Source organism: Pseudomonas putida, from assembly GCF_028682175.1.
In the GTDB taxonomy this organism is placed as follows: Bacteria; Pseudomonadota; Gammaproteobacteria; order Pseudomonadales; family Pseudomonadaceae; genus Aquipseudomonas; species Aquipseudomonas putida_AD.
Window position 1 is genome coordinate 28829 of the sequence record NZ_JANHKS010000041.1, and the last position, 23756, is coordinate 52584.

A 23756-nucleotide genomic window follows, 5' to 3' on the forward strand; every position below is an offset into this window, starting at 1 on the left:
TCACCGCCTTCGCAGGCAAGCCAGCTCCCACAAGATATGTGGCGCGGCTGATACCAGGTTTTACGATAATTGCGCGGCTGCTCGCTTGCTTAACCCCCATCCCTGTTTATAGTGAGCAGCATCACTATTTGCCGAGCCTGAAGGACCACGCCATGAGCCCGTTTCGCATTCTCGCTGCTACCCTGGCCCTGTTTTTTGGTTTGCAGATGACACCTGCCATGGCTCAGGTCGAGGCCTCGGGCGGGGATGATCCCGTCTATCAGATCCAGAATCCGCCAGCCTACGCGATGATCGGCGACTTGCTGGTCGCCCGCCCGCTATTGATTGTCGCGACCGTGCTGGGCGCCGGCCTGTTCGTCATCGCCTCGCCGTTCGCGGCCGCAGGCGGCAACCTCGGCGCCACCGGCAAGGCGCTGGTGGTCGATCCGGGCAAGGCCGCGTTCGTGCGCTGCCTGGGCTGCACCACCAGCGGCTACGGCAAGCACGACTGATCGGCGCAGGCCCGCATCAAGCTCAATGGCGCAGTCGGTTTGAATATCTCTGAAACCCCGATGCCGCGAGGATCGCTCGCGGCTTCCACGCGGGCGTTGTTCTTGCGCCACAGCAGCACCTGCTGATTGCCGAAGTCGCGCTTGGTCTCCCGCAGCCGATAGCCGCGTTCGCGCAAGTCGGCCAGTTCCTCTTCCGTAAACGCCCCCGGCTCATACTCCATCACGTCAGGAATGTACTGGTGGTGATAGCGCGGCACCGATGCCCAGTTGGCGATGGGCTGTTCGTCCAGGTACTGCAGCATCGACAGCAGCACCATGCTGGGAATCCGGCTGCCCCCTGGCGTGCCAAAGGCGGTGAACGCGTTCGGGCCTTCGATGAAACTGGGGCTCATGCTCGACAGCGGGCGCTTGCCCGGTTCGATGATGTTCGCCTGGCTGCCGACCAGACCGTAGGTGTTGCTGCCCTTGGGATCGACGGCGAAGTCATCCATCTCGTCATTGAGAATCACCCCGGTACCCGGCACGGTGAAGGTCGAGCCAAACGGCAGGTTCAGTGACAGGGTCGCGGCGACGGCGTTGCCTTCGTTGTCGAGCACGGCAAAGTGGCTGGTGTTGTCCCCTTCACGCCAGCGCGGGGCGGGCGGCAGGATGTTGTTGGGCGTGGCCCGGTGCGGGTCGATGCTGGTGGCCAGTTCCATCAGATAGTCCGGGGCAAGTACCTGCGCCACCGGGTTGGGCACGAAATCAGGATCGCCGAACAGCACCCTGTCGCGATAGGCCCGGCGCAGCACCTCGACCACATAATGGGCGCGCTGCACCTTCTCGGACTCGCGCCACGGCAATTGCTGCAACATGTACAGGCTCTGCGCCAGCGCCACGCCGCCGGCCGAGGGTGGCGGGGCGCTTATGAGTTCGCGCTGATCCGCCAACTGGAAGCGCAGCGGCGTGCGGGTGATGACGTCGTATTCTTCGAAATCGTGGTAGTTCCAGACCCCACCCGCCGCCCGAACCCCGCTCACCATCGCCTGGGCCGTCAGCCCACTGTAGAAACCTGCGCGGCCTTTATCGGCCAGACGGTCCAGGGTCTGGGCCAGTTCCGGTTGCTTGATGATCTCGCCCAGCTCCGGCACGTCGTTGTTACGCAGGAACAGCCGGGCGCTTTCCTTGTTCTCCCGCAGCGCAAACAGCCGCCAACTGGCGCGATCGCGATAGACCTCATCGACCTTGAAGCCGCGGTAGGCGATGCGGATGGCCGGGGCCAGAGAGATGGTGAGCGGCAGGCGGCCATAACGCTCGGCCAGTTCGACCAGCGCGGCAGGTAGACCGGGAATGGCTGCGGCCATCGGGCCGTTCAGGGAAAGATCGGGCTGGGCGATGCCATGGCGGTAGAACATCTTGCTCTTGGACTTGAGTGGCGCTTTTTCCCGCGCGTCCAGGAACTGGTACTGCACAGGCTCCCCGGCCTGACGCAGCAGAAAGAAGCCGCCGCCACCCATTCCCGAGCCGTAGGGCTCGACCACGGCAAGGGTCGCGCTGATGGCGATGGCGGCGTCGAAGGCGTTACCCCCATCGACCAGAATTTCCCGACCGGCGGCGGTCGCAATGGGGTGGGGGCTGGCGATAGCCGCCTGATCCGGATGATCCGGGCTGGCCTGGGTGGTGAAGGCGCACAGGAAAAGCGCAGCGCCCACCGAGGACGGAACCCGCGAAAGCTTCGATGTCATGCGTATCTCGCTCAGGTCAACAGGCATTACAGCCAGTGTCTTCGGCGAAAGCGCGGATGCCGACAGGATATGCCTTCGGTTATGCCTTACTGGTAATCAACGTGTACTTGGCCATGAGCTCGTCCTTGCTCTCCACGTGGTTTTCATCCAGCGGAATGCAATCCACAGGGCACACTTGCTGGCATTGCGGTTCATCGTAATGGCCGACGCACTCGGTGCACAGGTTCGGGTTGATTACGTAGATCTCCTCGCCTTGAGAGATCGCTTCGTTCGGGCACTCGGGTTCGCAGACGTCGCAATTGATGCAATCGTCGGTGATGATCAGGGACATGGATACTCCTGCCACGGTCGACACCGGGGCATATAAACACTAATGCGGCGAATTGTGCCGCATTAGCGCTGCATATGCACCTGGACCGTGACGTCCGGGCTAGGGTTTGAACCTTTCGCTCAGCGCCTGGGCGACCGCAGGATGTACGAATTTACTGATATCACCGCCTAACGCTGCGATTTCTCTGACCAGCGTAGATGAAATGAATGAATAGCGTTCGGACGGGGTGAGAAAAAGACTTTCGACGTCCGGAGCCAGCTGCCGATTCATGTTGGCCAGCTGGAATTCATATTCGAAGTCAGAAACGGCGCGCAAACCGCGCAGCAGGATGTTGGCGTTCTGCTCCTTGGCGAAATGCACCAGCAGACTGGAAAAGCCCACGACTTCGACGTTGGGCAGGTGTTTGGTCACCTCGCGGGCCAGTTCGACCCGTTGATCGAGTGTGAACAGCGGGTTTTTCTTCGGGCTGGCCGCCACCGCGATCACGACCTGATCGAACAGGCGAGCGGCGCGCTCGACCAGATCGCCGTGGCCCCGGGTGATTGGGTCGAAGGTGCCTGGGTACAACGCTCGGTTCATCGGATCGTCCTGATGTCGCAGTGCAAAAGGGAACCGGGATGGTAGCGTAGCGGGCTCGCGGGGCCAAGTTTCGGCTATCGCCGAGCGCTTCGTAGCAGCACGGCTTGCCGGCGGGAGCGGTGTATCTGCAACCAATGCATCGACTGACACACCGCTCCCGCCGGCAAGCCGTGCTGCTACGGATCAAGTTGGCGGGTTGAGGCGCTCGGCCAGCGCCGTCGCCAGTTGCGCGGTCAGCCCATACACCGACAGCTGCGGGTTGGCGCCGATGCTGGTGGGGAACAGCGAGCCGTCGTGAACCGAGAGATTCTCCAACTGATGATGGCGCCCCAGGCTGTCGACCACGGCCTGCGCGGGGTCCTCGCCCATGGCGCAACCGCCCATCACATGGGCGCTACCCAGCCGGGTGCGGAAAATTTCCAGCTTCAGAGAGTCGATCAGCGTGCGTGCCTGGGCAGCGGTTTTCACGTAGTCCGCATCGCCATGCAGCGGCATCACGGCCCGAGCGCCGCCGGCGAACTGGATCTCGGCCATGCTGTGCAGAGCGCGACGCACGCCCTCCCAGGCGTAGGGCGAAACCTGGTAATCCAGCACCGGCGTGTCGTCGCCGCGCAGGTGCACGGTGCCACCCGGGCTCTGCGGATGAAACCCGTCGCGCAGCAGCGCCAGCATCATGTGGGTGTGAGGGAGTTGCGCCATGCGCTCGGCATTGGCGGGGCCGTACCTTCCGAGCAGGGTGCTGGCCAGTGCTGGTTGCAACGGCGGCACTTCGAGCTTGTAGGCCATGGGCCCGGTGACGCCGTCACGCCACTGGAAATGATCGGAGTAGATCGACTGCGGCGCCCCGTAAAACGGGTTTATCACCTGATCGAACAGCCCGGCGGAAAACACCGTCAAGTGCAGAAAGGTACGTTTGCCCAATCGCTCGTGCGGGTCGGGAGCCTTGGAACGCATCAGCAGTGCGGGGCTGTTGATGCCACCCCCGGCCAGCACCGTGTGGCGCGCCTTCACGGTGATCCTGCGTCCGGTGGGCGCCACGCAGCGCGAGTCCATCGCCTGGCATTCCACGCCCGTAACCTTGCCATTCTCGATGATCAGACGCTGGGCACGGCTCAGGTACAGCAGCTCGCCGCCCTTATCCAGCATCGCCGGGATGGTGGTCACCAGCATCGATTGCTTGGCATTGGTCGGGCAGCCCATGCCGCAGTAGCCCAGATTCCAGCAGCCGCGCACGTTGCGCGGAATCACGTGCCAGCTGTAACCGAGCTTTTCGCAGCCTTGGCGGATCACGTCGTTGTTGGCGTTCGGTGGCATGATCCAGGGCGCTACGCCCAATCGCTGTTCCATCTTGTCGAACCAGGGCGCCATCTCGGCGGCGCTGTGACCCGTGACGCCATGTTCCCGCGCCCAGTGCTCCAGCGTCTGGCCCGGCGTGCGGAAGCTCGACGTCCAGTTCACCAGCGTCGTGCCACCCACGGCCCGGCCTTGCAGAATGGTGATCGCGCCGTCCTTGCTCATTCGGCCAATGCCTTCCTGATACAGGGTCGAGTAGGCCTGATCCTCCAGCAGGGTGAAGTCGGAGCTGGTTTTCAGCGGGCCTTCCTCGATGATCAGCACCTTGAGCCCGGCGCTGCTGAGGATCTCGGCGGTGGTGCCGCCGCCTGCGCCACTGCCAATGATGGCGACATCCGCCTCCAGCGTCAGATCGCTCTCAAGGCGCGAGCCATCGTGAGTTTTCCATCCGCGTGCGAGACCTTCGCGAAACGTGTCGGGAACTGGCATGGAACCTCTTCTTATTGTTGTATGGGCTCAAATCTTCGGTGGTCCGGGATAGCCGCAACCCGCCCAGGATTGCGGTTGGCTGTACCAGGCCATGAGCACCAGTTGCAGCAGAGAGCTGTGCCCCTGACGCAGCAGGTCCAGCGAACTGTTCTCCCAACGGCTGAGAAAGTGGCGAATCTGTCCGGGATCGGCGTTTTCCCATGGCCCCCAGATCCCGGTCAGCGGCCCGCGGGTGATGGCCATCGCCAGCACGTCGAACAGTTGCCGGGTGAGCTTGAGCATTTCCGGCGACAGGTGCGAAAGGCCGCTGTCCAGGCCGCGCAGGGTGAGCTCGGTGGCGGATTGCGGGGTAACGCCCGTCAGCGCGCCATCGAGCATCACCGGGATCACGGCCAGCAAAAACGGCAGGTCGCCGGGACGTAATGCATCGAATCCGGGCGCCGTGTCGCTGCTGGAGCAGCCGCTGAGGCTGGCTGTCACGCCCGCCGTTGCCAGAAATGCGGTGGCGCCGACGCTGAATTTGAGCAAGCCCCGTCGGGAGAGCCCATCAACGGCCTGGGCGCTCATCGCACGAACAGCCGCTGGATCAGCTTCTGGATCGCCTTGCCATAGGGCGGGTAAATCAGCCGGGCAGCGTTGAAACGTTGCTTGATGAAGACGCCTTTGGCTTTGCTGAACGTCAGAAAACCTTCATGCCCGTGGTAGTGCCCCATGCCGGATGGCCCGACGCCGCCGAAGGGCAAGTCGTCCTGAGCGACGTGCAACAGGGTGTCGTTCAGGCACACGCCACCAGAATGAGTCTGTTCCAGCACGCGTTTTTGCTCGGCCTTGTTGTAGCCGAAGTAGTACAGCGCCAGTGGACGAGGGCGTTGGTTGATGTAGTCAAACGCCTGCTCGATCCGTTCATAGGGGACGATCGGCAACAGCGGGCCGAATATCTCGTCCTGCATGACCAGCATATCGTCGCGCACATCCAGCAGGAGGCTGAACGGCATGCGCCGGCCCTGGCCTTGCCCGTACAGCGAGACGACCCGCGCACCTTTGTCCGTTGCATCCTGCAGGTAGCTGTTCAGCCGCGCCAGATGCCGGGGATTGATGATCGCGGTGTAGTCCGGGTTGTCAGCGAGCGTGGGATAAAACCCGGTAACCGCCTGTTTGTAGGCCTCGACGAATGCCTCGACACGATCCTTGGGCACCAGCACGTAGTCCGGCGCCACACAGGTTTGTCCGGCATTCAGCGTTTTGCCGAAGGCGATGCGTTCGGCGGCGTCTTTGAGCGGTACGTCATGGGCTACGATGGCTGGCGACTTGCCGCCCAGCTCCAGCGTGACAGGGGTGAGGTTTTCAGCTGCGGCCCGCATCACGTGGCGCCCGACGCTGGTCGCACCGGTGAACAATAAGTGATCGAACGCAAGCTTTGAAAAAGCGACGCCGACCTCTGCCTCGCCCAGTACCACGGCCACCAGGTCCTCAGGAAACACCCTGGCGAACAGGGTCTTGAGCAATTGACCGGTGGCGGGCGTGGATTCACTGAGCTTGAGCATTACCCGGTTGCCTGCCGCCAGGGCGCCGACCATCGGGCCAATGGCCAGATAAAGCGGGTAGTTCCACGGCACGATCACCCCGACCACGCCGAGTGGCTGATAAACGACTTTTGCCGACGCGGGCTGAAACGCCATGCCCACGCTGCGCCGGGCCGGGCGCATCCATTTTTTCACATGACGGCGGGCGTAATGGATGTTGTGCAGGCTGGGCATCAGTTCGGCAAGCAGCGTTTCGTCGGCACTGCGGTTGCTGAAATCGGCGCTGATGGCTTCGATCAGGGCCTGACGTTCATCGCTGAGCAACTGCCGCAGGCTGTCGAGCCATTGCAGGCGCTGCCCGGCCCCTGGCATCGGGTTCGCAGCGAAGGCCTGACGCTGAAGATCGAAGAGGCGCTCAAGCTCATGATGCGAGGCGGGGTCGTCATCTGGCAGGGGCGAGCGGAGGGATTCGACAGGCATCGCTGCTGTTCCTTTTTGATTTTATAGAATGGTTTTAGAGTTATTGCTCTATAAAGTCAAATGCTGCAAATCAGCAGGCCAAACCTTGCACGCGGGCAGGCTCGGAGCCAGACTGTTTGCCGCGCTTTCCTGCGCTGCCGCTCGTGATGTCTGACATGGAGTCTCAATGCGCACGGACTATTTCGCGTTCTTCTTTTCCCTGTTTCTCTCCCGGCTTGCCGACCAGATCCTGCTGTTTCTCGTACCGCTGATCGTCTTTCAGACCACCAACAGCGCGGCTTGGGCGGGCCTTGCGTTCTTCGTCGAAACGCTGCCGCGCTTCCTGGCTTTTCCGATCTGCGGGGCGCTTTGCGATCGTTTTTCACCGATCCGTCTGCTGCACATCAGCCAGGTCTATCGCGCCGGGCTCTGTCTGCTGGCGATGGTGCTCTATGGCGTGTTCGGCGGGCTGTACTGGTTGGTGTTGCTGTCGGCAATCTGCGGTGTCCTGACGACCCAGGGCATCATGGCCCGCGAAGTGGTGATGCCCCATGTGTTCGCTGACTATCGCTACGGCAAGACGCTTTCCTACTCGCAGATCGCCGATCAGACCGGTCTGGTGCTGGGGCCTTTGCTGGCGGCGATGTCTCTGGAGTTCTGCCCATGGCCTGGGGTGGTGCTGGGTGCGGCGATGCTGTTTGGCCTGGCGGATGTTGCGATGCGCGAATGGCAGCGCAGCAGTGACTTCAAGCTCGACGCGCCTGGGCATGGCACAGCTTCCTGGATTGAGCCGCTGAAAACCGCGTGCGGGCACATCGCTCGCATCCCGGAGTTGAAGAAGATCATCTGCCTGGCGGTGGGTGTGAACCTCATCGTCGGGGTGACGCTGGCCAGCTCGGCGGCGATGGTCATTGGCAGTCTGGAGCAGAGCAAGGATTTCTATGCCGGGCTTCAGGCGGCGGGGGCGCTGGTCACGATCGGCATTCTGTTCGTGCTGGCGCGCATCGACCTCCCGCTCAAGGTGCTGGGCGCCTTGTCCTACCTGGCCATCACCCTGGGCGGACTGTTGATGGCCACGGGCGCTGCGTCGGCAATCTACGTCCTGGGCTTTCTGCTGGTGGTCGGCTTCGACAAGATGTTCAACATCTACATGCGCAGCATTCGTCAGCGTGTGATTCCCGCGCGCGACTTCGGCAAGACCGTTGGCGTGATCACGCTGCTCAACAATCTCTCCCAGCCGCTGGCCGGTTTGCTGGTCGGGATGCTGGCTGCACCGCTGGGGTTGCGCGGGGTGATTCTGGTGCTGACGCTGCTGGCCGGGGTGATCGCGATTGCCGTGGTTGTGGTCGCCCGGACGAAAAGTGTGACGCCCCTCCAGTCGTGATGGCTGCCCCGGGCGTCGATCCTTGCGTTAAGATCGAGCACATCCCTGTTACATTCCAACGTTCGAGTCGAGCATGGCGCCGCGCATCAAGACACTCCGCATCAAAACCCGAGAACGCATCGTGCAGACCAGTCTGGAGCTGTTCAATCTGCAGGGCGAGCGCAGTGTCAGCACCAACCACATCGCGGCCCACATGGAAATTTCGCCGGGCAACCTGTATTACCACTTCCCCAACAAGCAGGCGATCATTGCCGAGCTGTTCACCGAATATGAAGCCCTGGTGGACAGCTTTCTGCACCTGCCCAAGGGTCGGCTTCCCGACGTTGAAGACAAGCGCCATTACCTGTTGGCGATCCTCGACGGCATGTGGCGCTATCGCTTCCTGCATCGGGATCTCGAGCATCTGCTCGACGCCGATCCTGAGCTGGCGGCGCGTTATCGGCGTTTTTCCCAGCATTGTCTGCTCAAGGCCATGGCGATTTACGGCGGCTTCGTCGAGGCGGGGATTCTGCAGATGGACAAGGTGCAGATCGAGTCGCTGACGCTCAATGCGTGGATCATCCTTACCTCGTGGGTGCGTTTTCTCTGCAGCACCCGTGAGAATTCCGCTCACCTGAACGAAAACGCCATCCGTCGCGGCGTCTATCAAGTGCTGATGCTGGAACTGGCCTACGTCACCCCCGATGCGCGGGAAGCGGTCCATGGATTGTGCCAGGAATTTTTCGTGCCGCTGACCAAGGCACTGGAAGAGGCTGGCTGAACAGCCCTTCGCACCGATTGTTTTTCGCTTTAGCCATTTTTACTGTCTGCAGGAGTCTGTCATGTCCATCGCGCAACTGATAAGCCCGCAACAACTGGCCGAACGGCAAAAGAAACCGGGGCTGGTGATCCTCGATTGTCGCTCATCCCTGGATGATCTGGACTACGGCCAGCGCAGCTATGCCGAGGGGCATATCGAGGGTTCTTCCTACGCCGACCTGCTCAATGACTTGAGCGGTCCCATCACCAGGGGCGTCACGGGGCGTCATCCGTTGCCCAACCCTCAGGCGCTGATCGAGCGTTTGCGTTTCTGGGGTGTGGATAATGACAGCGAGATCGTGCTCTACGACGACGGTCCCGGCGCCTACGCCGCCCGTGCCTGGTGGTTGCTGGCCTGGCTGGGCAAGCGCGATGGCGTGTTCGTGCTCGATGGCGGCCTCAAGGCCTGGCACGGCGCGGGCCTGCCTCTGAGCCTGGACCCGCCGGAGCATCGCGAGGGCAACTTTCAGGGCAAGCCGGACGACTCGCTGGTGCTGAGCGCGGCGGACGTGCAGAGGAAACTCGACAAGCCGGAAGTGACTCTGATCGATGCCCGGGCCCCGGCGCGTTTTCGTGGCGAGGTGGAGCCGATCGATCCGGTGGCGGGGCACATCCCTGGCGCCCAATGCGCGGCGTTCACTGACAATCTCGGGGCGGATGGACGCTTTTTGCCCGCCGACCAGCTCAAGCAGCGTTTCGCCCAGACCTTGAACGGACGGCCTGCCGAGAAACTGGTGGCCTATTGCGGCTCGGGTGTGACGGCGTGCCACAACCTGTTCGCCCTGTGCCTGGCGGGTTACCCGTTGGGGCGGTTGTATGCGGGGTCGTGGAGTGAGTGGATCAATGATCCACAGCGCGGCGTCGCGACGGGGGAGTAAGGCCAACATCCGCCGCCCCCCGTTGCTGCACGGCCGGGCGGCGCTCTCGAGATCGCTCCCGCGGGCAAGCCCGGCTGCTACGGGAAATGGTCGGTTCTCGATTTTGCGTACACCCACAATCCTGTAGCAGCACGGCTTGCCGGCGGGTGCGGTCTTGAGGTCGGCGACGATCCTAGATCTGCCCCATCGCCCAGCGCAGCAAGAAGAACACCGCCAGCCCGCCCCCAATGGTTCCCAGGAGATTGCGGGTCAATGCGGCGATGGCAATGGCTATGATGCCAGCCAGCAGGTAGGCGTTATCCAACGACAACTGCCAGTGCTGGCCATCCGGGAGCAGCATGCCGGGCACCACGATTGCGGTCAGCACCGCAGTGGGCACGTAGTGCAGGCCTTGGCGCACCACCGGCGGGAAGCGCAGGTTCGGCCAGGCGAACAGGCTGTAGCGCATCAGGAAAGTGATCGCGGTCATGCCCAGAATCAGCCACCAGTAACTCATGAATGCACCTGCGTGCCAGACGCGGCACCCTTGATCTGCCGACGCTCCAGAATCACGCCGACGGCAATCCCGCTGAACGCCGCGGCCATCAAGCCCAGTTTGTAGGGCCATGCCCATGTCATCAGCGCCACTGCACCTGCAGCCAGCGCCGCCGCCACTTGCGGTTGATTGCGCAGCATGGGCACGACGATGCCGATGAAGGTCGCCAGCATCGCAAACTCGAGCCCCCAACTCGCCATGTCCGGTACCGCCTGACCGAACAGCACCCCCACCAGCGAACTGCCCACCCAGCAGGCATACAGCGAGCAGGTCACGCCCAGCCAGTACCAGTGGGCCAGCGGCGATTTGCCGTGCACCAGGTAGTAGCGCTGGACCACGGCGAAGGTTTCATCGGTCAGCCAGAATGCCAGCAACAGGCGCCAGCGTTGCGGCATGCCCTGAACCTGGGGTTGCAGCGTGGCGCTGTACAGCACGTGGCGCAGATTGACGATCAGGGTCGTGAGCAGGATCACCACGGCGCTGGCGCCCGCGCCCATCAGGCTGATGACGATGAACTGCGCCGAGCCTGCATAGACGAACAAAGACATCCCGACCGCCTGCCACAGCGACAGGCCGCCGACGCCGGCCAGGGTTCCGAAGATGATGCCGAACGGCGCAATGCCAAACAGCATGGGCACGCTGTCGCGAAGGCCGCGAACGAAGAGTGGATAGCGGGACATGGGTTTTCTCCTTATGTCCCGGATGGTAGGCCGGTGCGGGCGGTGTGTCTTGAACGATCCTGCACGTACTTGATCGGGGAGAACCTGTGGGAGTGAGCTTGCTCACGAATTCGGCGTAGCGGGCTCCGAATGTGTTGAGACTGTAGCGACCTCTTCGCGAGCAAGCTCGCTCCCACAGTGATCCGCACTAGCCCATGTGCGAGCCATGCACATCCACCAGCCACTGCGGAATGCGCTGCTCCAGGTAATAACTCGGTGTCCTGATCGAGCCACCGACAAAGCCCACGTGCCCGCCCTTGTTCTGCAAATCGAACTCGGTGCTGGACGACAGTTCGCTGGCATCGGGCAGGCTGTGCCTGAACACGAACGGGTCGTCCAACGCCTGCACCAACAGGGTCGGGGTGCGAATCGCTCCGAGAAAGTAGCGGCTGGAGGCCCGGCGGTAATAGTCGTGGGCGTCGAGAAAGCCGTTCAACGGCGCGGTGACCTTGCCGTCGAACTCCCAGAAGGTGCGCAGGTTCTCCAGCGAGCCCAGCGCCGCCAGTTCCGCCAGCCCCTCGCTCAGGCCTTCATGCTGGAAGCGCCGTTGCTTGTCGCGGATATAGCCGACCATCTCGCGCATGAAATGCCGCTGGTAGACCTTGGAAAATCCCTGGCCAATGCGGTCGGCGCATTCATCCAGGCGAAACGGCACCGACACCGCAGCCGCCCCTTGCAGGTGGCTGTCCAGGCCCGATTCGCCAAGGTGCTTGAGCAGGATGTTGCCGCCCAGCGAATAGCCAACCGCATACAGCGGCGCCAGTGGCCGGGCGGTACGGATGTGATCGATAACGGCGGCCAGGTCTTCGCTGGCGCCTGAATGGTAGCTGCGCGGCAGCAGGTTCGGTTCGCCCGAGCAGCCACGCCAGTTCAGCGCAGCGCTGGTCCAGCCCCGTTTGGCCATGGCCTGTTGCAGGCCGGCCACATATGGCGAGTTGGAAGAACCGGTCAGCCCGTGCAAGACCAGCACGACCGGCACTTTGGCGTCATGGGGACCATGCCAGTCGATGTCGAGAAAGTCGCCGTCTTCGAGCCAGATGCGTTCGCGGCGGCGCTCCAGATGAACGGTCTTGCGCCACAGCGGCCCCCACAGGGTTTGCAGGTGAGGGTTGCCCAGGCCGGTCGCCGGAACGAACGGGCGGCTGTCAGTGAGCGGTGCCACTTCGTTCCCACAGTGCGTAGTACACCTGGCCAGCCTTCTTCTCCCGATGCAGGCGCCAGTTGCCCGGCATGCCCAGCGTCGAAGGCGCGGTTTCGCTCTCGGTGTAGATCCAGGCGTCGTCGGCCAGCCAGTTGCGTTCCTCCAGCAGGGTGCAGGCAGGGGCCAGCAGGTTCTGGTGGAACGGCGGGTCGAGGAAGATCACGTCGAACTGTTCAGCCGGCTGTGTCTCCAGGTAACGCAAGGCATCGCCTGTGGACGTCTTGCCCACGGTGCAGCGCAAGGTGCCCAGGTGCTCGCGCAGGCTGGAAATGGCGGCAGAGTTGGTGTCCAGCGCCAGGCCCATGCTCGCACCGCGTGACAGCGCTTCGAGGTAGAGCGCGCCGCTGCCGGCGAACGGATCGAGCACGCGAGCGCCCTCGATATAAGGCGCCAGCCAGTTGAACAGGGTTTCACGTACCCGGTCCGGCGTCGGGCGCAGGCCCGGGCCGTCAGGGAAACTCAGACGCCGACTGCGCCATTCGCCGCCGATGATCCGCAGTTGGCCAAGGCCCGTGTGAATTTTGTGGCCTTTGTGGATACGCGGCGGCTTGGAAGTCGAGGTCATCAGTGCTCCGGAACGCCGAGGGGTTGCTCGGCAGGTCTATCAGTAGGGGGTGGCAGAGGCTTCTGCGGGACGGTGGGACCGGCGGTCACGACGACCAGCTTGTCAACGTCCAGGTGTTTGTTCATTACAGCCTTGATCTGCTCGACCGTAACGCTCTGAGACTGCGTCATGAAATCTTCGAGGTAGCTCAGGGGCAGATTATAGAAGCCAATGGCACCCAATTGGCCAACGATGGCCGAGTTGCTCGCGGTCGAGAGCGGGAAGCTGCCCGCCAGTTCGCGCTTGGCGTCGTCCAGTTCCTTCTGGGTAGGGCCGTTGGCAAGGAAGTCGCGGGTGATGTCCTTGACCAGCTTGAGGGTGTTTTCACTCAGTTCGGCGCGGGTCTGCAGGCCGATCATGAAAGGCCCCTGGGCCTGCATCGGGGTGAAGCCCGACGAAACGCCGTAGGTCAGGCCGCGCTTTTCACGCACTTCGGTCATCAGGCGGCTGCCGAAGCCGCCGCCGCCGAGGATCGAGTTGCCCAGCGACAGCGCGGCGTAATCGGGGTCGGCGCGGTCGATGCCCAGCTCGGCCAGCATCAGGTGAGTCTGCTTGGACGGGAACTCGATATGGGTATCGCCCGGCTGGGGCGCGGTCGGCGCGACGGTTTTCGCCAGTGCCGGGCCTTTTGGCAGCGAGGCCGAGACCTGCGCCGCGACAGCTTCGGCATCGGCGCGAGACAAATCGCCCACCAGCGCGATCACCGCGTTGCCAGCGGCATAAGCCTTGGCGTGAAAGGCCTTGAGCTGCGCCAGGGTGATCGGCGTGATGCTCTTGGCGGTGCCCATGCTCGGGTGCGCGTAGGGGTGATCGCCATACAGGCGCTTGAACAGCTCGTCGCCCGCCAGCTTGCCGGGGTTCTGCTTCTGATATTCGAAGCTGGCCAGCAGCTGGTTCTTGATACGCGCCAGCGAGTCGGACGGGAAGGTCGGCTTGCCCACCACTTCCGAGAACAGCTTCAAGGCCGGATCGCGTTTGTCGGGCGCGCTCAGGCTGCGCAGCGAGGCGATGGCCATGTCGCGATAGGAGCCGTTGTTGAAGTCGGCACCCAGGCCTTCGAAACCTTCGGCGATGGCGCCGACGTTCTTGCCTTTGACGCCCTCGTTGAGCATGGCGTTGGTGATCAGTGCGATGCCCGGTGTGGCGCCATCCTGGCTGCTGCCTGCGGCGAACAGCAGGCGCATGTCGAACATGGGCAGTTCGTGGGCTTCGACGAACAGCACGCGGGCGCCTTCGGCGGTGTTCCACGACTGGATGTTCAAGGTGCGCCTGGCAGGTGCCTTGCCGTCCAGTTCCTTGAGGGTTTCAAGCCTGGAGGCCGCCTTGTCGATGGCCTTCGGTGTTTCTGCAGGTGCCTGGGTGGCCTCCTCGGCAAAGGTCTGGGTGGCGCCGAACAGCCCGAGGGTGACGGCCAACAGCAGAGCAGGGGCCCGCTTCAGTGCGAAGCGTGTCTCGATGCGCCGGGTCATTGGGCTTTCTCCTCTGGCAGTACGTGCGCGACGGCCAGGCGTTCGCGGGTGAAATAAGTGCGTGCGGCTTTCTGGATGTCTTCGGGCGTGACGCTTTGCAGGTCAGTCAGCTCCCGGTCGATCAGTCGCCACGACAGGCCGACGGTTTCCAGCTCGCCGATGGTGCTGGCCTGGCTGGTGATCGAATCCCGCTCGTACACCAGGCCGGCAATGACCTGGGCACGAACCCGCTCGAGCTCTTCCTTGGTCGGCGGCTTGTTCTTCAGCTCATCGAGCAGGCGCCAGATGCCGGCTTCGGTGTCCGCCAGGGTTTTCTTCTTCTGCATGTTCGGCGTGGCGCTGATGGTGAACAGGCTGTCGCCACGGGAGTAGGCGTCATAGCTGGACGACGCGCCGGTAACCAGCTCCTCGCCACGCTCGAGACGGGTCGGAATGCGGGCACTGTAGCCGCCGTCGAGCAGGGCGGAAATCAGACGCAGGGCATTGACCGACTGCGGGTCGGTTGCGGTGGACAGGCTCGGCACGTTGAAGCCGTACATCAGGCTGGGCATCTGGGTGGCCACATGCACGGTAATCTGGCGCAAGCCGGGCTCGGCCAGCTCCAGCGGTTTTTTCGACGGCGGAACGTCACGGCGCGGGATCGGCCCGAAGAAGCGCTCGGCCAGGGCCTTCACTTCGTCGGGTTTCACGTCGCCGACCACCACCAGCGTGGCGTTGTTGGGGACATACCAGGATTCGTACCAGTGGCGCAGCTCCTGGACGGTCATGCGGTCCAGGTCGGCCATCCAGCCGATGGTCGGCGTGTGGTAGCCGCTGGCCGGGTAGGCGATGGCCTTGAAGCGCTCGTAGGCCTTGGCGTTGGGCTTGTCATCGGTGCGCAGGCGGCGCTCTTCCTTGATGACTTCGATTTCCCGGGCGAATTCTTCAGGCGGCAGGCGCAGGCTGGCCATGCGGTCGGCTTCCAGCTCGAAGGCCACGCTCAGGCGGTCCCGGGCCAGCACCTGGTAATAAGCGGTGTAGTCGTCACTGGTGAAGGCGTTCTCTTCGGCGCCCAGGTCACGCAGGATCAATGAGGCTTCACCGGGGCCGGCCTTGGAGCTGCCCTTGAACATCATGTGTTCCAGTGCATGGGACAGGCCGGTCTGGCCGGGCGTCTCGTAGCTGGAGCCGACTTTGTACCAGACCTGGGACACCACGACCGGGGCGCGGTGATCTTCGCGCACGACGACCTTCAGGCCGTTTTCCAGCGTGAACTCGGAAGTGGGTTGAGGATCGGCGGCCATGGCTGCGAGGGGCAAACACAATGTGCCGAGCAGAAGGCCTGCGGCACGGCGGGCGAGAGCATTCATTCGTAATTTGAACCTTCGAGACGGCCTGCGTGAACTTAGCGTCGGCGGGCGCGGGGGTGTTAGGATAGCGACCAGTTTGCTCGCCGACCATGGCTAAGACGTAGGACTCTTCGTCTAGGGCCGCAAGGCGATGCCTAAATGGCGTGAACGGTAGGGCGTTTGCTGAACAAGCGCGCCCGATTACAGTCTGTTTCGCATACAGAATTTTTCAGAGGCGCCGGTCTGGCGCGTCGCTACCTTGAGATAGCCGTCCTCCATGTTTGGTTCCAACGACGACAAGAAGACCCCAGCCCCGGCTGGAGAGAAGAAAGGCCTGTTCGGATGGCTGCGCAAGAAGCCGCAGGAAACCGTCGCCGAGCAGCCCAAGGACTTGCCCGCAGCAGCGCCTGAGCCAGTCGCCGAGTCGACGCCGCCCGTTGCTGAGCCGCAGATCGCCCCGCCAATTCCCCCAGCGCCAGCGCCTCAGATCACTGCGGCCTTCGAAGCCCCAGCGCCGGTCATCGAGCAGCCAGCGGGCGAGCCGTGGCTGAAACTGCCGGTCGCTGAAGAGCCGGTGGCGCTGACTGACGAAGCCGAGCCCCACGTCACTCCGCAGATTCCGGCGTACACCGCGTCCCACGTGCAGCCAGAGGCCGTCGAGCCTGCCCCGGTGCAAGTGCCGCCGTCGGTCGAGCCTACACCCGTTGCCACGCCTGACCCTATCGCGGCTGACGACTTGCCAGCCTTGTCCCAGCCAGCGCCGCTTGCCGCACCGGTTGCTGTCGCGCCTGTCGCAGCTCCAGTTGCTCCAGTTGCTCCAGTTGCTCCAGTTGCTCCAGTTGCCCCGGTAACCCAGCCAGCACCTGTCGTGGTCGAGGCTCAGCCTCAGCCAGTCGAGCCCAAGCAGCCGGGCTTCTTCGCCCGCCTCAAGCAAGGCCTGTCCAAGACCAGCGCCAGCCTGGGCGAGGGCATGGCCAGCCTGTTCCTGGGCAAGAAGGCCATCGACGACGACATGCTCGACGAGCTGGAGACCCGGTTGCTGACCGCCGACGTCGGTGTGGAGGCAACGTCGCTGATCGTGCGCAACCTGACGCAAAAAGTGGCACGTAAACAACTGACCGACAGCGACGCGCTGTACAAATCGCTGCAGGCCGAGCTGACCGAAATGCTCAAGCCGGTCGAAGCGCCGCTGGTGATCGAACAGCAGCACAAGCCGTTCGTTATTCTGGTGGTCGGCGTCAACGGCGCCGGCAAGACCACCACCATCGGCAAGCTGGCGAAGAAACTCCAGCTGGAAGGCAAGAAGGTCATGCTGGCCGCGGGCGATACGTTCCGCGCCGCCGCCGTCGAGCAATTGCAGGTCTGGGGCGAGCGCAACAAAATCCCGGTCATCGCCCAGCACACCGGCGCCGACTCCGCATCGGTCATCTTCGACGCCGTGCAGGCCGCCAAGGCCCGTGGCATCGACGTGTTGATCGCCGACACGGCCGGTCGCCTGCACACCAAAGACAACCTGATGGAAGAGCTGAAAAAGGTCCGCCGGGTCATCGGCAAGCTGGATGAAGCCGCGCCTCACGAAGTGCTGCTGGTGCTGGATGCCGGTACCGGGCAGAACGCCATTAGCCAGGCCAAGCAGTTCAACCAGACCGTGAACCTGACCGGCCTTGCCCTGACCAAGCTCGACGGCACCGCCAAGGGTGGCGTGATCTTCGCCCTGGCCAAGCAGTTCGGGCTGCCGATTCGCTACATCGGTGTCGGTGAAGGCATCGACGATTTGCGGACTTTCGAGGCCGAACCCTTTGTTCAGGCCCTATTCGCCGAGCGGGAGCGCACATGATTCGTTTCGAACAGGTCGGTAAACGCTATCCGAACGGACACGTCGGCTTGCATGAGCTGAGCTTTCGAGTGCGTCGTGGCGAGTTTCTGTTTGTAACCGGCCACTCCGGTGCCGGTAAAAGTACCCTGCTGCGCCTGTTGCTGGCGATGGAGCGCCCGACTTCCGGCAAGCTGCTGCTGGCCGGGCAGGACCTGGGCCAGATCAGCAACGCGCAGATCCCATTCCTGCGTCGCCAGATCGGCGTGGTGTTCCAGAACCACCAGTTGCTGTTCGACCGCACGGTGTTCAACAACGTCGCGCTTCCTCTGCAGATTCTCGGCCTGTCCAAGGCCGAAGTGACCAAGCGCGTCGACTCGGCGCTGGAGCGCGTGGCGCTGTCCGACAAGGCCGAGCTGTACCCTGGTGACTTGTCCACAGGACAGCAGCAGCGCGTCGGCATCGCTCGCGCCATCGTTCACCGCCCGGCCTTGCTGCTGGCGGACGAACCGACCGGTAACCTCGACCCACGGCTGGCGGCAGAAATCATGGGTGTTTTCGAAGATATCAATCGCCTGGGCACCAGCGTGCTGATCGCCAGTCACGACCTGGCCCTGATCGCACGCATGCGCCATCGCATGCTGACCCTGCAACGCGGCCGACTGATCGGTGACGGGGAGGCCAGCGCATGAGCGCCACTCGTAGCCCTAAAGTGTCCGAGCGTGTCGCACCCAAGGTGGCCGAACCTGCGCCGCCGAAGAAAAAGAAACACGATGATGACGACGGCCCCGGCTTCGGCCAGCTTTTCCACGCCTGGATAGAAGCTCACCGTTCGAGCCTGCTGGACAGCTTGCGTCGCCTGGGCAAGCAGCCGATCGGCAGCTTTTTCACCTGCCTGGTGATGGCGGTAGCGTTAAGCCTGCCGATGGGCCTGTCGTTGCTGCTGAGCAACGTCGAGCGTCTTGGCGGCTCCTGGCAGCGCGCGGCGCAAATCTCGCTTTATTTGCAACTGGATGCTTCGTCGGCAGAAGGTCAGGGTCTGGTGACCCAGATCAAGGAAATGCCCGGAGTCGCCGAAGCCGAGTACATCAGCCGCGATCAGGCGCTGAACGAGTTCCAGCAGCAGTCCGGCCTGGGGGAAGCCCTCAAGGAACTGCCGGAGAACCCGCTGCCGGGCGTGGTGCTGGTCACGCCGCAGGAAGTTGACAAGGCCGCGCTGGAGGCATTACGTACACGTCTTGCCGAGTTGCCGAAGGTGCAGCAGGCCCAGCTGGATCTGGTCTGGGTCGAGCGCCTGGCGGCGATTCTCAAGCTGGGTGACCGCTTTGTCTTCGGGCTCACGGTGCTGTTGGTCGGTGCGCTGTTGCTGGTGATTGGTAACACCATCCGTCTGCACATCGAGAACCGTCGTACGGAAATCGAGGTCATCAAACTGGTGGGCGGTACTGACAGCTACGTGCGCAGGCCCTTCCTCTATATGGGGGCGATCTACGGCCTGGGCGCAGGGATCTTCGCCTGGGGCGTGCTGGCCTTTGGCCTGGACTGGCTGAACGATGCGGTAATCAAGCTGGCGGGGCTGTACGGCAGTGATTTCTCGCTGGCCGGTGTGCCGCCCGCCGACGGTCTGTCGCTCTTGCTTGGGGCCGTGTTGTTGGGGTATATCGGTGCGTGGATTGCCGTTGCACGCCATTTAAGAGAGCTGGCACCTCGTTGAGTGTTAATGTTCATATAATGTTTTCAGTGTAAATATTGTTTCATCTATTGACTTTTCAGCTAAGGGAACTTGTCTCGCGGTTCCCGGTCAATTTCGCAGTGCTGAACTGCACGAGTCATGTGTAGGAGGTTTTTTCGTATGACCAATTCTTTGCAACCTGCTTATGCCCTGGTTCCCGGTGCAAACCTGGAAGCCTATGTGCACACGGTGAACAGCATTCCGCTGCTGACTCCCGAGCAGGAGCGTGAACTGGCCGAGAGTCTCTATTACGAGCAGAATTTAGAGTCGGCCCGCCAGATGGTGCTCGCCCATCTGCGTTTCGTCGTGCACATCGCACGTAGCTATTCCGGTTACGGCCTGGCTCAGGCAGATCTGATCCAGGAAGGTAACGTCGGCCTGATGAAGGCTGTAAAACGCTTCAACCCTGAAATGGGCGTTCGTCTGGTGTCGTTCGCTGTGCACTGGATCAAGGCCGAGATTCACGAGTTCATCCTGCGCAACTGGCGCATCGTGAAAGTCGCCACCACCAAGGCTCAGCGCAAGCTGTTCTTCAACCTGCGCAGCCAGAAAAAGCGTCTGGCCTGGCTGAACAACGAAGAAGTGCACCGCGTGGCTGAAAGCCTGGGTGTGGAGCCGCGTGAAGTGCGCGAAATGGAAAGCCGCCTGACCGGCCAGGACATGGCGTTCGACCCGGCAGCCGAAGCTGACGACGACAGCGCATTCCAGTCGCCGGCCAACTATCTGGAAGACCATCGCTACGACCCGGCTCGCCAGCTGGAAGATGCCGACTGGACTGACAGCTCGACGGCCAACCTGCACGAAGCGTTGAACGTGCTGGACGACCGCAGCCGCGACATCCTCTACCAGCGCTGGCTGGCCGAGGAAAAGGCCACGCTGCACGACCTGGCCGAGAAGTACAACGTGTCTGCCGAGCGTATTCGTCAGTTGGAAAAGAGCGCGATGAACAAGCTCAAGCTGTCGATTGCCGCGTAAGCGACAAGCCGCAATGCAAAACGCCCCGAGATGATCGGGGCGTTTTTGTTTGTGGGGCTGACGAAGACCTGTAGGAGTGAGCTTGCTCGCGATAGCGGTTTTTCAGTCACTGCCTTGGTGTCTGGTGCGACGCCATCGCGAGCAAGCTCACTCCTACAGGTTTTGCGCGTGGCTCTAAAAGTTTGGTTTACCACTGCCGCCGATTGTTTATCCCCACCAGATAATCATCCCCACCCAACTGCCGCATCTGCTGGCGGATCCAGCCAGCGCGGCGTGAGACGTAGCTGCTCGGGTGGCTAGCGCTCCATTCCCGCGGGTTGGGCAGCACGGCGGCCAGGTAGCTGGCCTGCTGGGTCGATAGCTGGCTGGCGTTGACGTGGAAGTGATGCTGCGCGGCGGCCTGGGCGCCGAAGACGCCGTCGTCCCATTCCACGCTGTTGACGTACACCTCGAGAATCCGCTGCTTGGACCAGAACACCTCGATCAACCCGGTGAACCAGGCCTCCAGGCCCTTGCGCAGGTAGCTGCGGCCGGACCACAGGAACAGGTTCTTCGACACCTGCTGGCTCAGGGTGCTGGCGCCGCGAATGGAGCCGCCACGCTCGTTGTGAACCAGTGCGGCCTGAATGGCGTCGATATCGAAACCCCAGTGCTCGGCGAATTTCTGGTCTTCACCGGCGATCACCGCGACTTTCAGGTCATCGGAGATCTTCTCCCACGGCTCCCAGTCGCGCTGCAGGTCAATGGGCTGGCCGTCGAACCAGGATTCGATCTTGCGCTCGACCATCAATGCGGTAAACGGAGGAGGCACGAAACGGAAGATCAAAACCAGCACGACACTTGCCGCTGCGAACCAGAGCAGGCCTTTGGCGACACGACGAAGGAGAAAACGCAGCATAGAGATGGCTTGGCCGAACCCGTTGAGCGGGCCATTATACAGACCACGGGCCATTGAACGACTTCGCAGGGAGCTGCACATGTTACGAACCTTTCTGATGTTGGCTGCATTCTTCGGATTCACCGGCGTTGCCCTCGGCGCATTCGCAGCCCACGGCCTGAAAAACCGCCTGACGCCGGAGTACCTGGCGATCTTTCACACAGGTGTGCTCTATCAGGTGATTCACGCCCTGGCGATTTTCGGCGTGGCGATTCTGGCGACACAGATTCAAGGGCGGCTGGTGAGTTATGCCGGGATCGCCTTCGTGCTGGGCATCCTGCTGTTCTCCGGCAGCCTGTACCTGCTGACCCTGACCGGCGTCAGCAAGCTGGGCATCATCACGCCGATTGGCGGACTGTGCTTTCTGATCGGCTGGTTCATCCTGGGCTGGCTCGCGTGGCGGCTGGGGCTGGATACCCTCTGAACCACGACACCCAGCCCGTAGCAGCGCGGCTTGCCGGCGGGAGCGGTGTGTCAGGCAACACTTCAGGTACTGGCACACCGCTCCCGCCGGCAAGCCGTGCTGCTACGGGGCTCTAGACCTGTGCAGGACGAATGGCGCGCCTTTGCCTTGGGAATCCTGACTGATCGGGCTAGAATGCACGCCCCCTAAAATGATGGCTGCCCTTCGCATGCGCATTCAGTTGAACGGTGAATCCTATGAACTGCCCGACGGCGAGACCGTTGCGTCGTTGCTGACCCGTCTGGACCTGGCCGGGCGCCGTATCGCGGTCGAGCTCAATCTGGATATCGTCCCGCGCAGCCAGCACGCCTCCACGGCGTTGAATGAGGGCGATCAGGTCGAAGTGGTGCACGCCATCGGCGGCGGTTGATCCGCAGCGCCGCAGCCTGCCTGATCCAGAAGAACTGCAAAAACCTCAACCGTAAAGAGGATTTTCGATGAGCAATGTTCGTAGCGACAAGCCGTTCACAGTGGCCGGTCGTACTTTCCAGTCGCGCCTGTTGGTCGGCACTGGCAAGTACAAGGATATGGAAGAAACCCGTCTGGCCATCGAAGCCTCGGGCGCCGAGATCGTCACCTTCGCTGTGCGCCGTACCAACCTCGGCCAGATTGAAGGCGAACCGAACCTGCTCCAGGTGCTGTCACCGGATCGCTACACCTTCTTGCCCAACACGGCTGGCTGCTACGACGCCATCGAAGCCGTGCGCACCTGCCGCCTGGCCCGTGAGCTGCTCGACGGCCACAACCTGGTCAAACTGGAAGTATTGGCGGACCAGAAGACTCTGTTCCCCAACGTGATCGAAACCCTCAAGGCCGCCGAAACGCTGGTCAAGGAAGGCTTCGACGTGATGGTCTACACCAGCGATGATCCGATCATCGCCCGCCAACTGGCTGAAATCGGCTGCTGTGCGGTCATGCCGCTGGCCGGTCTGATTGGCAGCGGTCTTGGCATCTGCAACCCGTACAATCTGCAGATCATCCTCGAAGAATCGAAAGTCCCGGTGCTGGTCGATGCCGGTGTCGGTACTGCATCCGACGCCACCATCGCCATGGAGCTGGGCTGCGAAGCGGTGCTGATGAACTCGGCCATCGCCCATGCGCAGCAACCGATCCTCATGGCCGAAGCCATGAAACACGCCATCCTGGCAGGCCGCATGGCTTACCTGGCTGGTCGCATGCAGAAGAAACTCTATGCCAGCGCGTCCTCGCCGCTGGATGGTCTGATCAAGTAAGAGCCTGTTGATGATTGATTCGCAAAGCAGCGACCCACTTCCGGACGACGAAGTGATGAACGACGAAGACGGTAAAGAGCAGGGCGACGACAGCCATCACCGGCGCATCAAGAGCTTTGTGATGCGCGCCGGGCGCATGACCGAAGGCCAGCAGCGCGGCCTGGATCAGGGGCGCCCGCTGTTCGTGCTGCCACTGGCCGACGCGCCGGTCGATTACGACAAGGTGTTTGGTCGCTCGGCGCCGCGCACCCTGGAAATCGGCTTCGGCATGGGCCACTCACTGCTGGAAATGGCAGCGGCGGCACCTGAGCAGGATTTCATCGGCGTTGAAGTGCACCGTCCGGGTGTCGGTGCGCTGCTCAACGGCGTGCTGACTCAGGGCCTGACCAACGTGCGGGTCTACGATTGCGACGCGATCGAAGTGCTCAACCGCTGCGTGGCCGACAACAGCCTGGACCGCCTGATGCTGTTCTTCCCGGACCCATGGCACAAGTCGCGTCACCACAAGCGCCGTATCGTCCAGGCTGAGTTCGCCGCGCTGGTGCGCAGCAAGCTCAAACCAGGCGGCATTCTGCACATGGCTACCGACTGGGAGCCCTATGCCGAGTACATGCTGGAAGTGATGAACGTCGCGCCGGGTTATCGCAACCTGGCCGAAGACGGCAAATGCGTCCCGCGCCCTGCGGAACGTCCGATCACCAAGTTCGAACGCCGTGGTGAGCGGTTGGGGCATGGGGTTTGGGATTTGAAGTTCGAGAAGATCGCCTGATATTTACGACGATTACCTCGTAGCAGCACG

Annotated in this window: 24 protein-coding genes and 1 pseudogene; 12 read left to right on the forward strand and 13 right to left on the reverse strand. The window is 62.6% G+C overall.

What is annotated here, in order from left to right; genetic code table 11:
• The first annotated feature begins 152 nt into the window (after nucleotides 1–152).
• Nucleotides 153–491, forward strand: a complete 339-nt coding sequence (locus NPS29_RS22475) for a multidrug transporter (protein WP_274135198.1) — start codon at nucleotides 153–155, stop codon at nucleotides 489–491.
• Here NPS29_RS22475 and ggt read toward each other — a convergent pair.
• The 6 genes from ggt to NPS29_RS22505 all read right to left on the reverse strand — a co-directional run bounded on the left by ggt (nucleotide 473) and on the right by NPS29_RS22505 (nucleotide 6910).
• Complete coding sequence (ggt, locus tag NPS29_RS22480) at nucleotides 473–2215, reverse strand: gamma-glutamyltransferase (protein ID WP_274135200.1); 1743 nt, start codon at nucleotides 2213–2215, stop codon at nucleotides 473–475. The two genes, NPS29_RS22475 and ggt, sit on opposite strands and share 19 nt — an antisense overlap.
• 79 nt (nucleotides 2216–2294) lie before the next feature.
• Entirely contained in the window at nucleotides 2295–2546 is a 252-nt protein-coding gene (locus tag NPS29_RS22485) for a YfhL family 4Fe-4S dicluster ferredoxin (RefSeq protein ID WP_081565136.1), read from the reverse strand.
• A 99-nt stretch (nucleotides 2547–2645) separates the two neighbouring features.
• A complete protein-coding gene (gene coaD, locus NPS29_RS22490) occupies nucleotides 2646–3125 on the reverse strand; it encodes a pantetheine-phosphate adenylyltransferase (RefSeq protein WP_274135204.1) in 480 nt (159 codons plus the stop codon).
• A 183-nt stretch (nucleotides 3126–3308) separates the two neighbouring features.
• Nucleotides 3309–4907 (reverse strand): GMC family oxidoreductase, encoded by a 1599-nt coding sequence (locus NPS29_RS22495; RefSeq protein WP_274135205.1) that lies wholly within the window; start codon nucleotides 4905–4907, stop codon nucleotides 3309–3311.
• A gap of 27 nt (nucleotides 4908–4934) precedes the next feature.
• The gene (locus NPS29_RS22500) at nucleotides 4935–5474 is read right to left on the reverse strand and encodes a twin-arginine translocation pathway signal protein (RefSeq protein ID WP_274135207.1); all 540 of its coding nucleotides are present in this window, start codon (nucleotides 5472–5474) and stop codon (nucleotides 4935–4937) included.
• The gene (locus tag NPS29_RS22505; protein ID WP_274135209.1) at nucleotides 5471–6910 is read right to left on the reverse strand and encodes a coniferyl aldehyde dehydrogenase; all 1440 of its coding nucleotides are present in this window, start codon (nucleotides 6908–6910) and stop codon (nucleotides 5471–5473) included. The genes NPS29_RS22500 and NPS29_RS22505 overlap by 4 nt, the downstream gene beginning before the upstream one ends.
• 166 nt (nucleotides 6911–7076) lie before the next feature.
• Between NPS29_RS22505 and NPS29_RS22510 the strand changes: the two genes are divergently transcribed.
• The 3 genes from NPS29_RS22510 (at nucleotide 7077) to NPS29_RS22520 (ending at nucleotide 9949) form a co-directional block, all read left to right on the forward strand.
• The gene (locus NPS29_RS22510; protein ID WP_274135211.1) at nucleotides 7077–8273 is read left to right on the forward strand and encodes an MFS transporter; all 1197 of its coding nucleotides are present in this window, start codon (nucleotides 7077–7079) and stop codon (nucleotides 8271–8273) included.
• A gap of 73 nt (nucleotides 8274–8346) precedes the next feature.
• Nucleotides 8347–9033, forward strand: a complete 687-nt coding sequence (locus NPS29_RS22515) for a TetR/AcrR family transcriptional regulator (RefSeq protein WP_274135213.1) — start codon at nucleotides 8347–8349, stop codon at nucleotides 9031–9033.
• A 61-nt stretch (nucleotides 9034–9094) separates the two neighbouring features.
• The gene (locus tag NPS29_RS22520; RefSeq protein ID WP_274135215.1) at nucleotides 9095–9949 is read left to right on the forward strand and encodes a sulfurtransferase; all 855 of its coding nucleotides are present in this window, start codon (nucleotides 9095–9097) and stop codon (nucleotides 9947–9949) included.
• A gap of 172 nt (nucleotides 9950–10121) precedes the next feature.
• On the opposite strand, the gene NPS29_RS22525 is transcribed toward NPS29_RS22520, so the two are convergent.
• From NPS29_RS22525 to NPS29_RS22550, 6 genes and pseudogenes are all read right to left on the reverse strand, one after another.
• Nucleotides 10122–10445 (reverse strand): AzlD domain-containing protein, encoded by a 324-nt coding sequence (locus NPS29_RS22525; protein ID WP_274135217.1) that lies wholly within the window; start codon nucleotides 10443–10445, stop codon nucleotides 10122–10124.
• Nucleotides 10442–11164, reverse strand: a complete 723-nt coding sequence (locus NPS29_RS22530) for an AzlC family ABC transporter permease (protein ID WP_274135219.1) — start codon at nucleotides 11162–11164, stop codon at nucleotides 10442–10444. The genes NPS29_RS22525 and NPS29_RS22530 overlap by 4 nt, the downstream gene beginning before the upstream one ends.
• Before the next feature lie 187 nt (nucleotides 11165–11351).
• Nucleotides 11352–12365: a hydrolase gene (locus tag NPS29_RS22535; protein ID WP_274135221.1), complete on the reverse strand. Its 1014-nt coding sequence runs from the start codon at nucleotides 12363–12365 to the stop codon at nucleotides 11352–11354.
• A complete protein-coding gene (gene rsmD / locus NPS29_RS22540; protein ID WP_274135223.1) occupies nucleotides 12349–12969 on the reverse strand; it encodes a 16S rRNA (guanine(966)-N(2))-methyltransferase RsmD in 621 nt (206 codons plus the stop codon). The genes NPS29_RS22535 and rsmD overlap by 17 nt, the downstream gene beginning before the upstream one ends.
• A pseudogene (locus tag NPS29_RS22545) lies at nucleotides 12969–14342 on the reverse strand (M16 family metallopeptidase); the annotation flags it as partial. The pseudogene NPS29_RS22545 and the gene rsmD, both read right to left, overlap by 1 nt.
• A 131-nt stretch (nucleotides 14343–14473) precedes the next feature.
• Nucleotides 14474–15826, reverse strand: coding sequence for a M16 family metallopeptidase (locus NPS29_RS22550; RefSeq protein ID WP_274135226.1), 1353 nt, complete (start codon nucleotides 15824–15826; stop codon nucleotides 14474–14476).
• Between the two features lie 256 nt (nucleotides 15827–16082).
• Here NPS29_RS22550 and ftsY point away from each other — a divergent pair, with 256 nt between their 5' ends.
• From ftsY to rpoH, 4 genes are all read left to right on the forward strand, one after another.
• A complete protein-coding gene (gene ftsY, locus NPS29_RS22555) occupies nucleotides 16083–17642 on the forward strand; it encodes a signal recognition particle-docking protein FtsY (protein ID WP_274135228.1) in 1560 nt (519 codons plus the stop codon).
• Nucleotides 17639–18310, forward strand: a complete 672-nt coding sequence (gene ftsE, locus NPS29_RS22560; protein WP_274135230.1) for a cell division ATP-binding protein FtsE — start codon at nucleotides 17639–17641, stop codon at nucleotides 18308–18310. Before ftsY ends, ftsE begins: the two co-directional genes overlap by 4 nt.
• A complete protein-coding gene (gene ftsX, locus NPS29_RS22565) occupies nucleotides 18307–19332 on the forward strand; it encodes a permease-like cell division protein FtsX (RefSeq protein ID WP_274135232.1) in 1026 nt (341 codons plus the stop codon). Before ftsE ends, ftsX begins: the two co-directional genes overlap by 4 nt.
• Before the next feature lie 138 nt (nucleotides 19333–19470).
• Nucleotides 19471–20325, forward strand: coding sequence for an RNA polymerase sigma factor RpoH (gene rpoH, locus NPS29_RS22570; RefSeq protein WP_274135233.1), 855 nt, complete (start codon nucleotides 19471–19473; stop codon nucleotides 20323–20325).
• Nucleotides 20326–20512: 187 nt separating this feature from the next.
• Here the strand turns inward: rpoH and mtgA are convergent, their stop codons facing one another.
• Nucleotides 20513–21223 carry a monofunctional biosynthetic peptidoglycan transglycosylase gene (gene mtgA, locus NPS29_RS22575; RefSeq protein ID WP_274135234.1) on the reverse strand — a complete coding sequence of 237 codons (711 nt, stop codon included), beginning with the start codon at nucleotides 21221–21223 and terminating at the stop codon, nucleotides 20513–20515.
• Between the two features lie 79 nt (nucleotides 21224–21302).
• Here mtgA and NPS29_RS22580 point away from each other — a divergent pair, with 79 nt between their 5' ends.
• From NPS29_RS22580 to trmB, 4 genes are all read left to right on the forward strand, one after another.
• Nucleotides 21303–21686: a DUF423 domain-containing protein gene (locus NPS29_RS22580; RefSeq protein WP_274135235.1), complete on the forward strand. Its 384-nt coding sequence runs from the start codon at nucleotides 21303–21305 to the stop codon at nucleotides 21684–21686.
• A 208-nt stretch (nucleotides 21687–21894) separates the two neighbouring features.
• Nucleotides 21895–22095: a sulfur carrier protein ThiS gene (gene thiS, locus NPS29_RS22585; RefSeq protein WP_274135236.1), complete on the forward strand. Its 201-nt coding sequence runs from the start codon at nucleotides 21895–21897 to the stop codon at nucleotides 22093–22095.
• A 67-nt stretch (nucleotides 22096–22162) separates the two neighbouring features.
• Nucleotides 22163–22957, forward strand: a complete 795-nt coding sequence (locus NPS29_RS22590; protein ID WP_274135237.1) for a thiazole synthase — start codon at nucleotides 22163–22165, stop codon at nucleotides 22955–22957.
• Nucleotides 22958–23012: 55 nt separating this feature from the next.
• Nucleotides 23013–23726: a tRNA (guanosine(46)-N7)-methyltransferase TrmB gene (gene trmB / locus NPS29_RS22595; protein WP_274135240.1), complete on the forward strand. Its 714-nt coding sequence runs from the start codon at nucleotides 23013–23015 to the stop codon at nucleotides 23724–23726.
• The last annotated feature ends 30 nt before the right edge of the window (nucleotides 23727–23756 follow it).

Excerpts from the sequence above, each read along its gene's own strand:
- NPS29_RS22475 (WP_274135198.1), top strand. The coding sequence starts at position 153 with ATGAGCCCGTTTCGCATTCTCGCTGCTACCCTGGCCCTGTTTTTTGGT.
- ggt (WP_274135200.1), bottom strand. The coding sequence starts at position 2,215 with ATGACATCGAAGCTTTCGCGGGTTCCGTCCTCGGTGGGCGCTGCGCTT.
- NPS29_RS22485 (WP_081565136.1), bottom strand. The coding sequence starts at position 2,546 with ATGTCCCTGATCATCACCGACGATTGCATCAATTGCGACGTCTGCGAA.
- coaD (WP_274135204.1), bottom strand. The coding sequence starts at position 3,125 with ATGAACCGAGCGTTGTACCCAGGCACCTTCGACCCAATCACCCGGGGC.
- NPS29_RS22495 (WP_274135205.1), bottom strand. The coding sequence starts at position 4,907 with ATGCCAGTTCCCGACACGTTTCGCGAAGGTCTCGCACGCGGATGGAAA.
- NPS29_RS22500 (WP_274135207.1), bottom strand. The coding sequence starts at position 5,474 with ATGAGCGCCCAGGCCGTTGATGGGCTCTCCCGACGGGGCTTGCTCAAA.
- NPS29_RS22505 (WP_274135209.1), bottom strand. The coding sequence starts at position 6,910 with ATGCCTGTCGAATCCCTCCGCTCGCCCCTGCCAGATGACGACCCCGCC.
- NPS29_RS22510 (WP_274135211.1), top strand. The coding sequence starts at position 7,077 with ATGCGCACGGACTATTTCGCGTTCTTCTTTTCCCTGTTTCTCTCCCGG.
- NPS29_RS22515 (WP_274135213.1), top strand. The coding sequence starts at position 8,347 with ATGGCGCCGCGCATCAAGACACTCCGCATCAAAACCCGAGAACGCATC.
- NPS29_RS22520 (WP_274135215.1), top strand. The coding sequence starts at position 9,095 with ATGTCCATCGCGCAACTGATAAGCCCGCAACAACTGGCCGAACGGCAA.
- NPS29_RS22525 (WP_274135217.1), bottom strand. The coding sequence starts at position 10,445 with ATGAGTTACTGGTGGCTGATTCTGGGCATGACCGCGATCACTTTCCTG.
- NPS29_RS22530 (WP_274135219.1), bottom strand. The coding sequence starts at position 11,164 with ATGTCCCGCTATCCACTCTTCGTTCGCGGCCTTCGCGACAGCGTGCCC.
- rsmD (WP_274135223.1), bottom strand. The coding sequence starts at position 12,969 with ATGACCTCGACTTCCAAGCCGCCGCGTATCCACAAAGGCCACAAAATT.
- NPS29_RS22550 (WP_274135226.1), bottom strand. The coding sequence starts at position 15,826 with ATGAATGCTCTCGCCCGCCGTGCCGCAGGCCTTCTGCTCGGCACATTG.
- ftsY (WP_274135228.1), top strand. The coding sequence starts at position 16,083 with ATGTTTGGTTCCAACGACGACAAGAAGACCCCAGCCCCGGCTGGAGAG.
- ftsE (WP_274135230.1), top strand. The coding sequence starts at position 17,639 with ATGATTCGTTTCGAACAGGTCGGTAAACGCTATCCGAACGGACACGTC.
- ftsX (WP_274135232.1), top strand. The coding sequence starts at position 18,307 with ATGAGCGCCACTCGTAGCCCTAAAGTGTCCGAGCGTGTCGCACCCAAG.
- rpoH (WP_274135233.1), top strand. The coding sequence starts at position 19,471 with ATGACCAATTCTTTGCAACCTGCTTATGCCCTGGTTCCCGGTGCAAAC.
- mtgA (WP_274135234.1), bottom strand. The coding sequence starts at position 21,223 with ATGCTGCGTTTTCTCCTTCGTCGTGTCGCCAAAGGCCTGCTCTGGTTC.
- NPS29_RS22580 (WP_274135235.1), top strand. The coding sequence starts at position 21,303 with ATGTTACGAACCTTTCTGATGTTGGCTGCATTCTTCGGATTCACCGGC.
- thiS (WP_274135236.1), top strand. The coding sequence starts at position 21,895 with ATGCGCATTCAGTTGAACGGTGAATCCTATGAACTGCCCGACGGCGAG.
- NPS29_RS22590 (WP_274135237.1), top strand. The coding sequence starts at position 22,163 with ATGAGCAATGTTCGTAGCGACAAGCCGTTCACAGTGGCCGGTCGTACT.
- trmB (WP_274135240.1), top strand. The coding sequence starts at position 23,013 with ATGAACGACGAAGACGGTAAAGAGCAGGGCGACGACAGCCATCACCGG.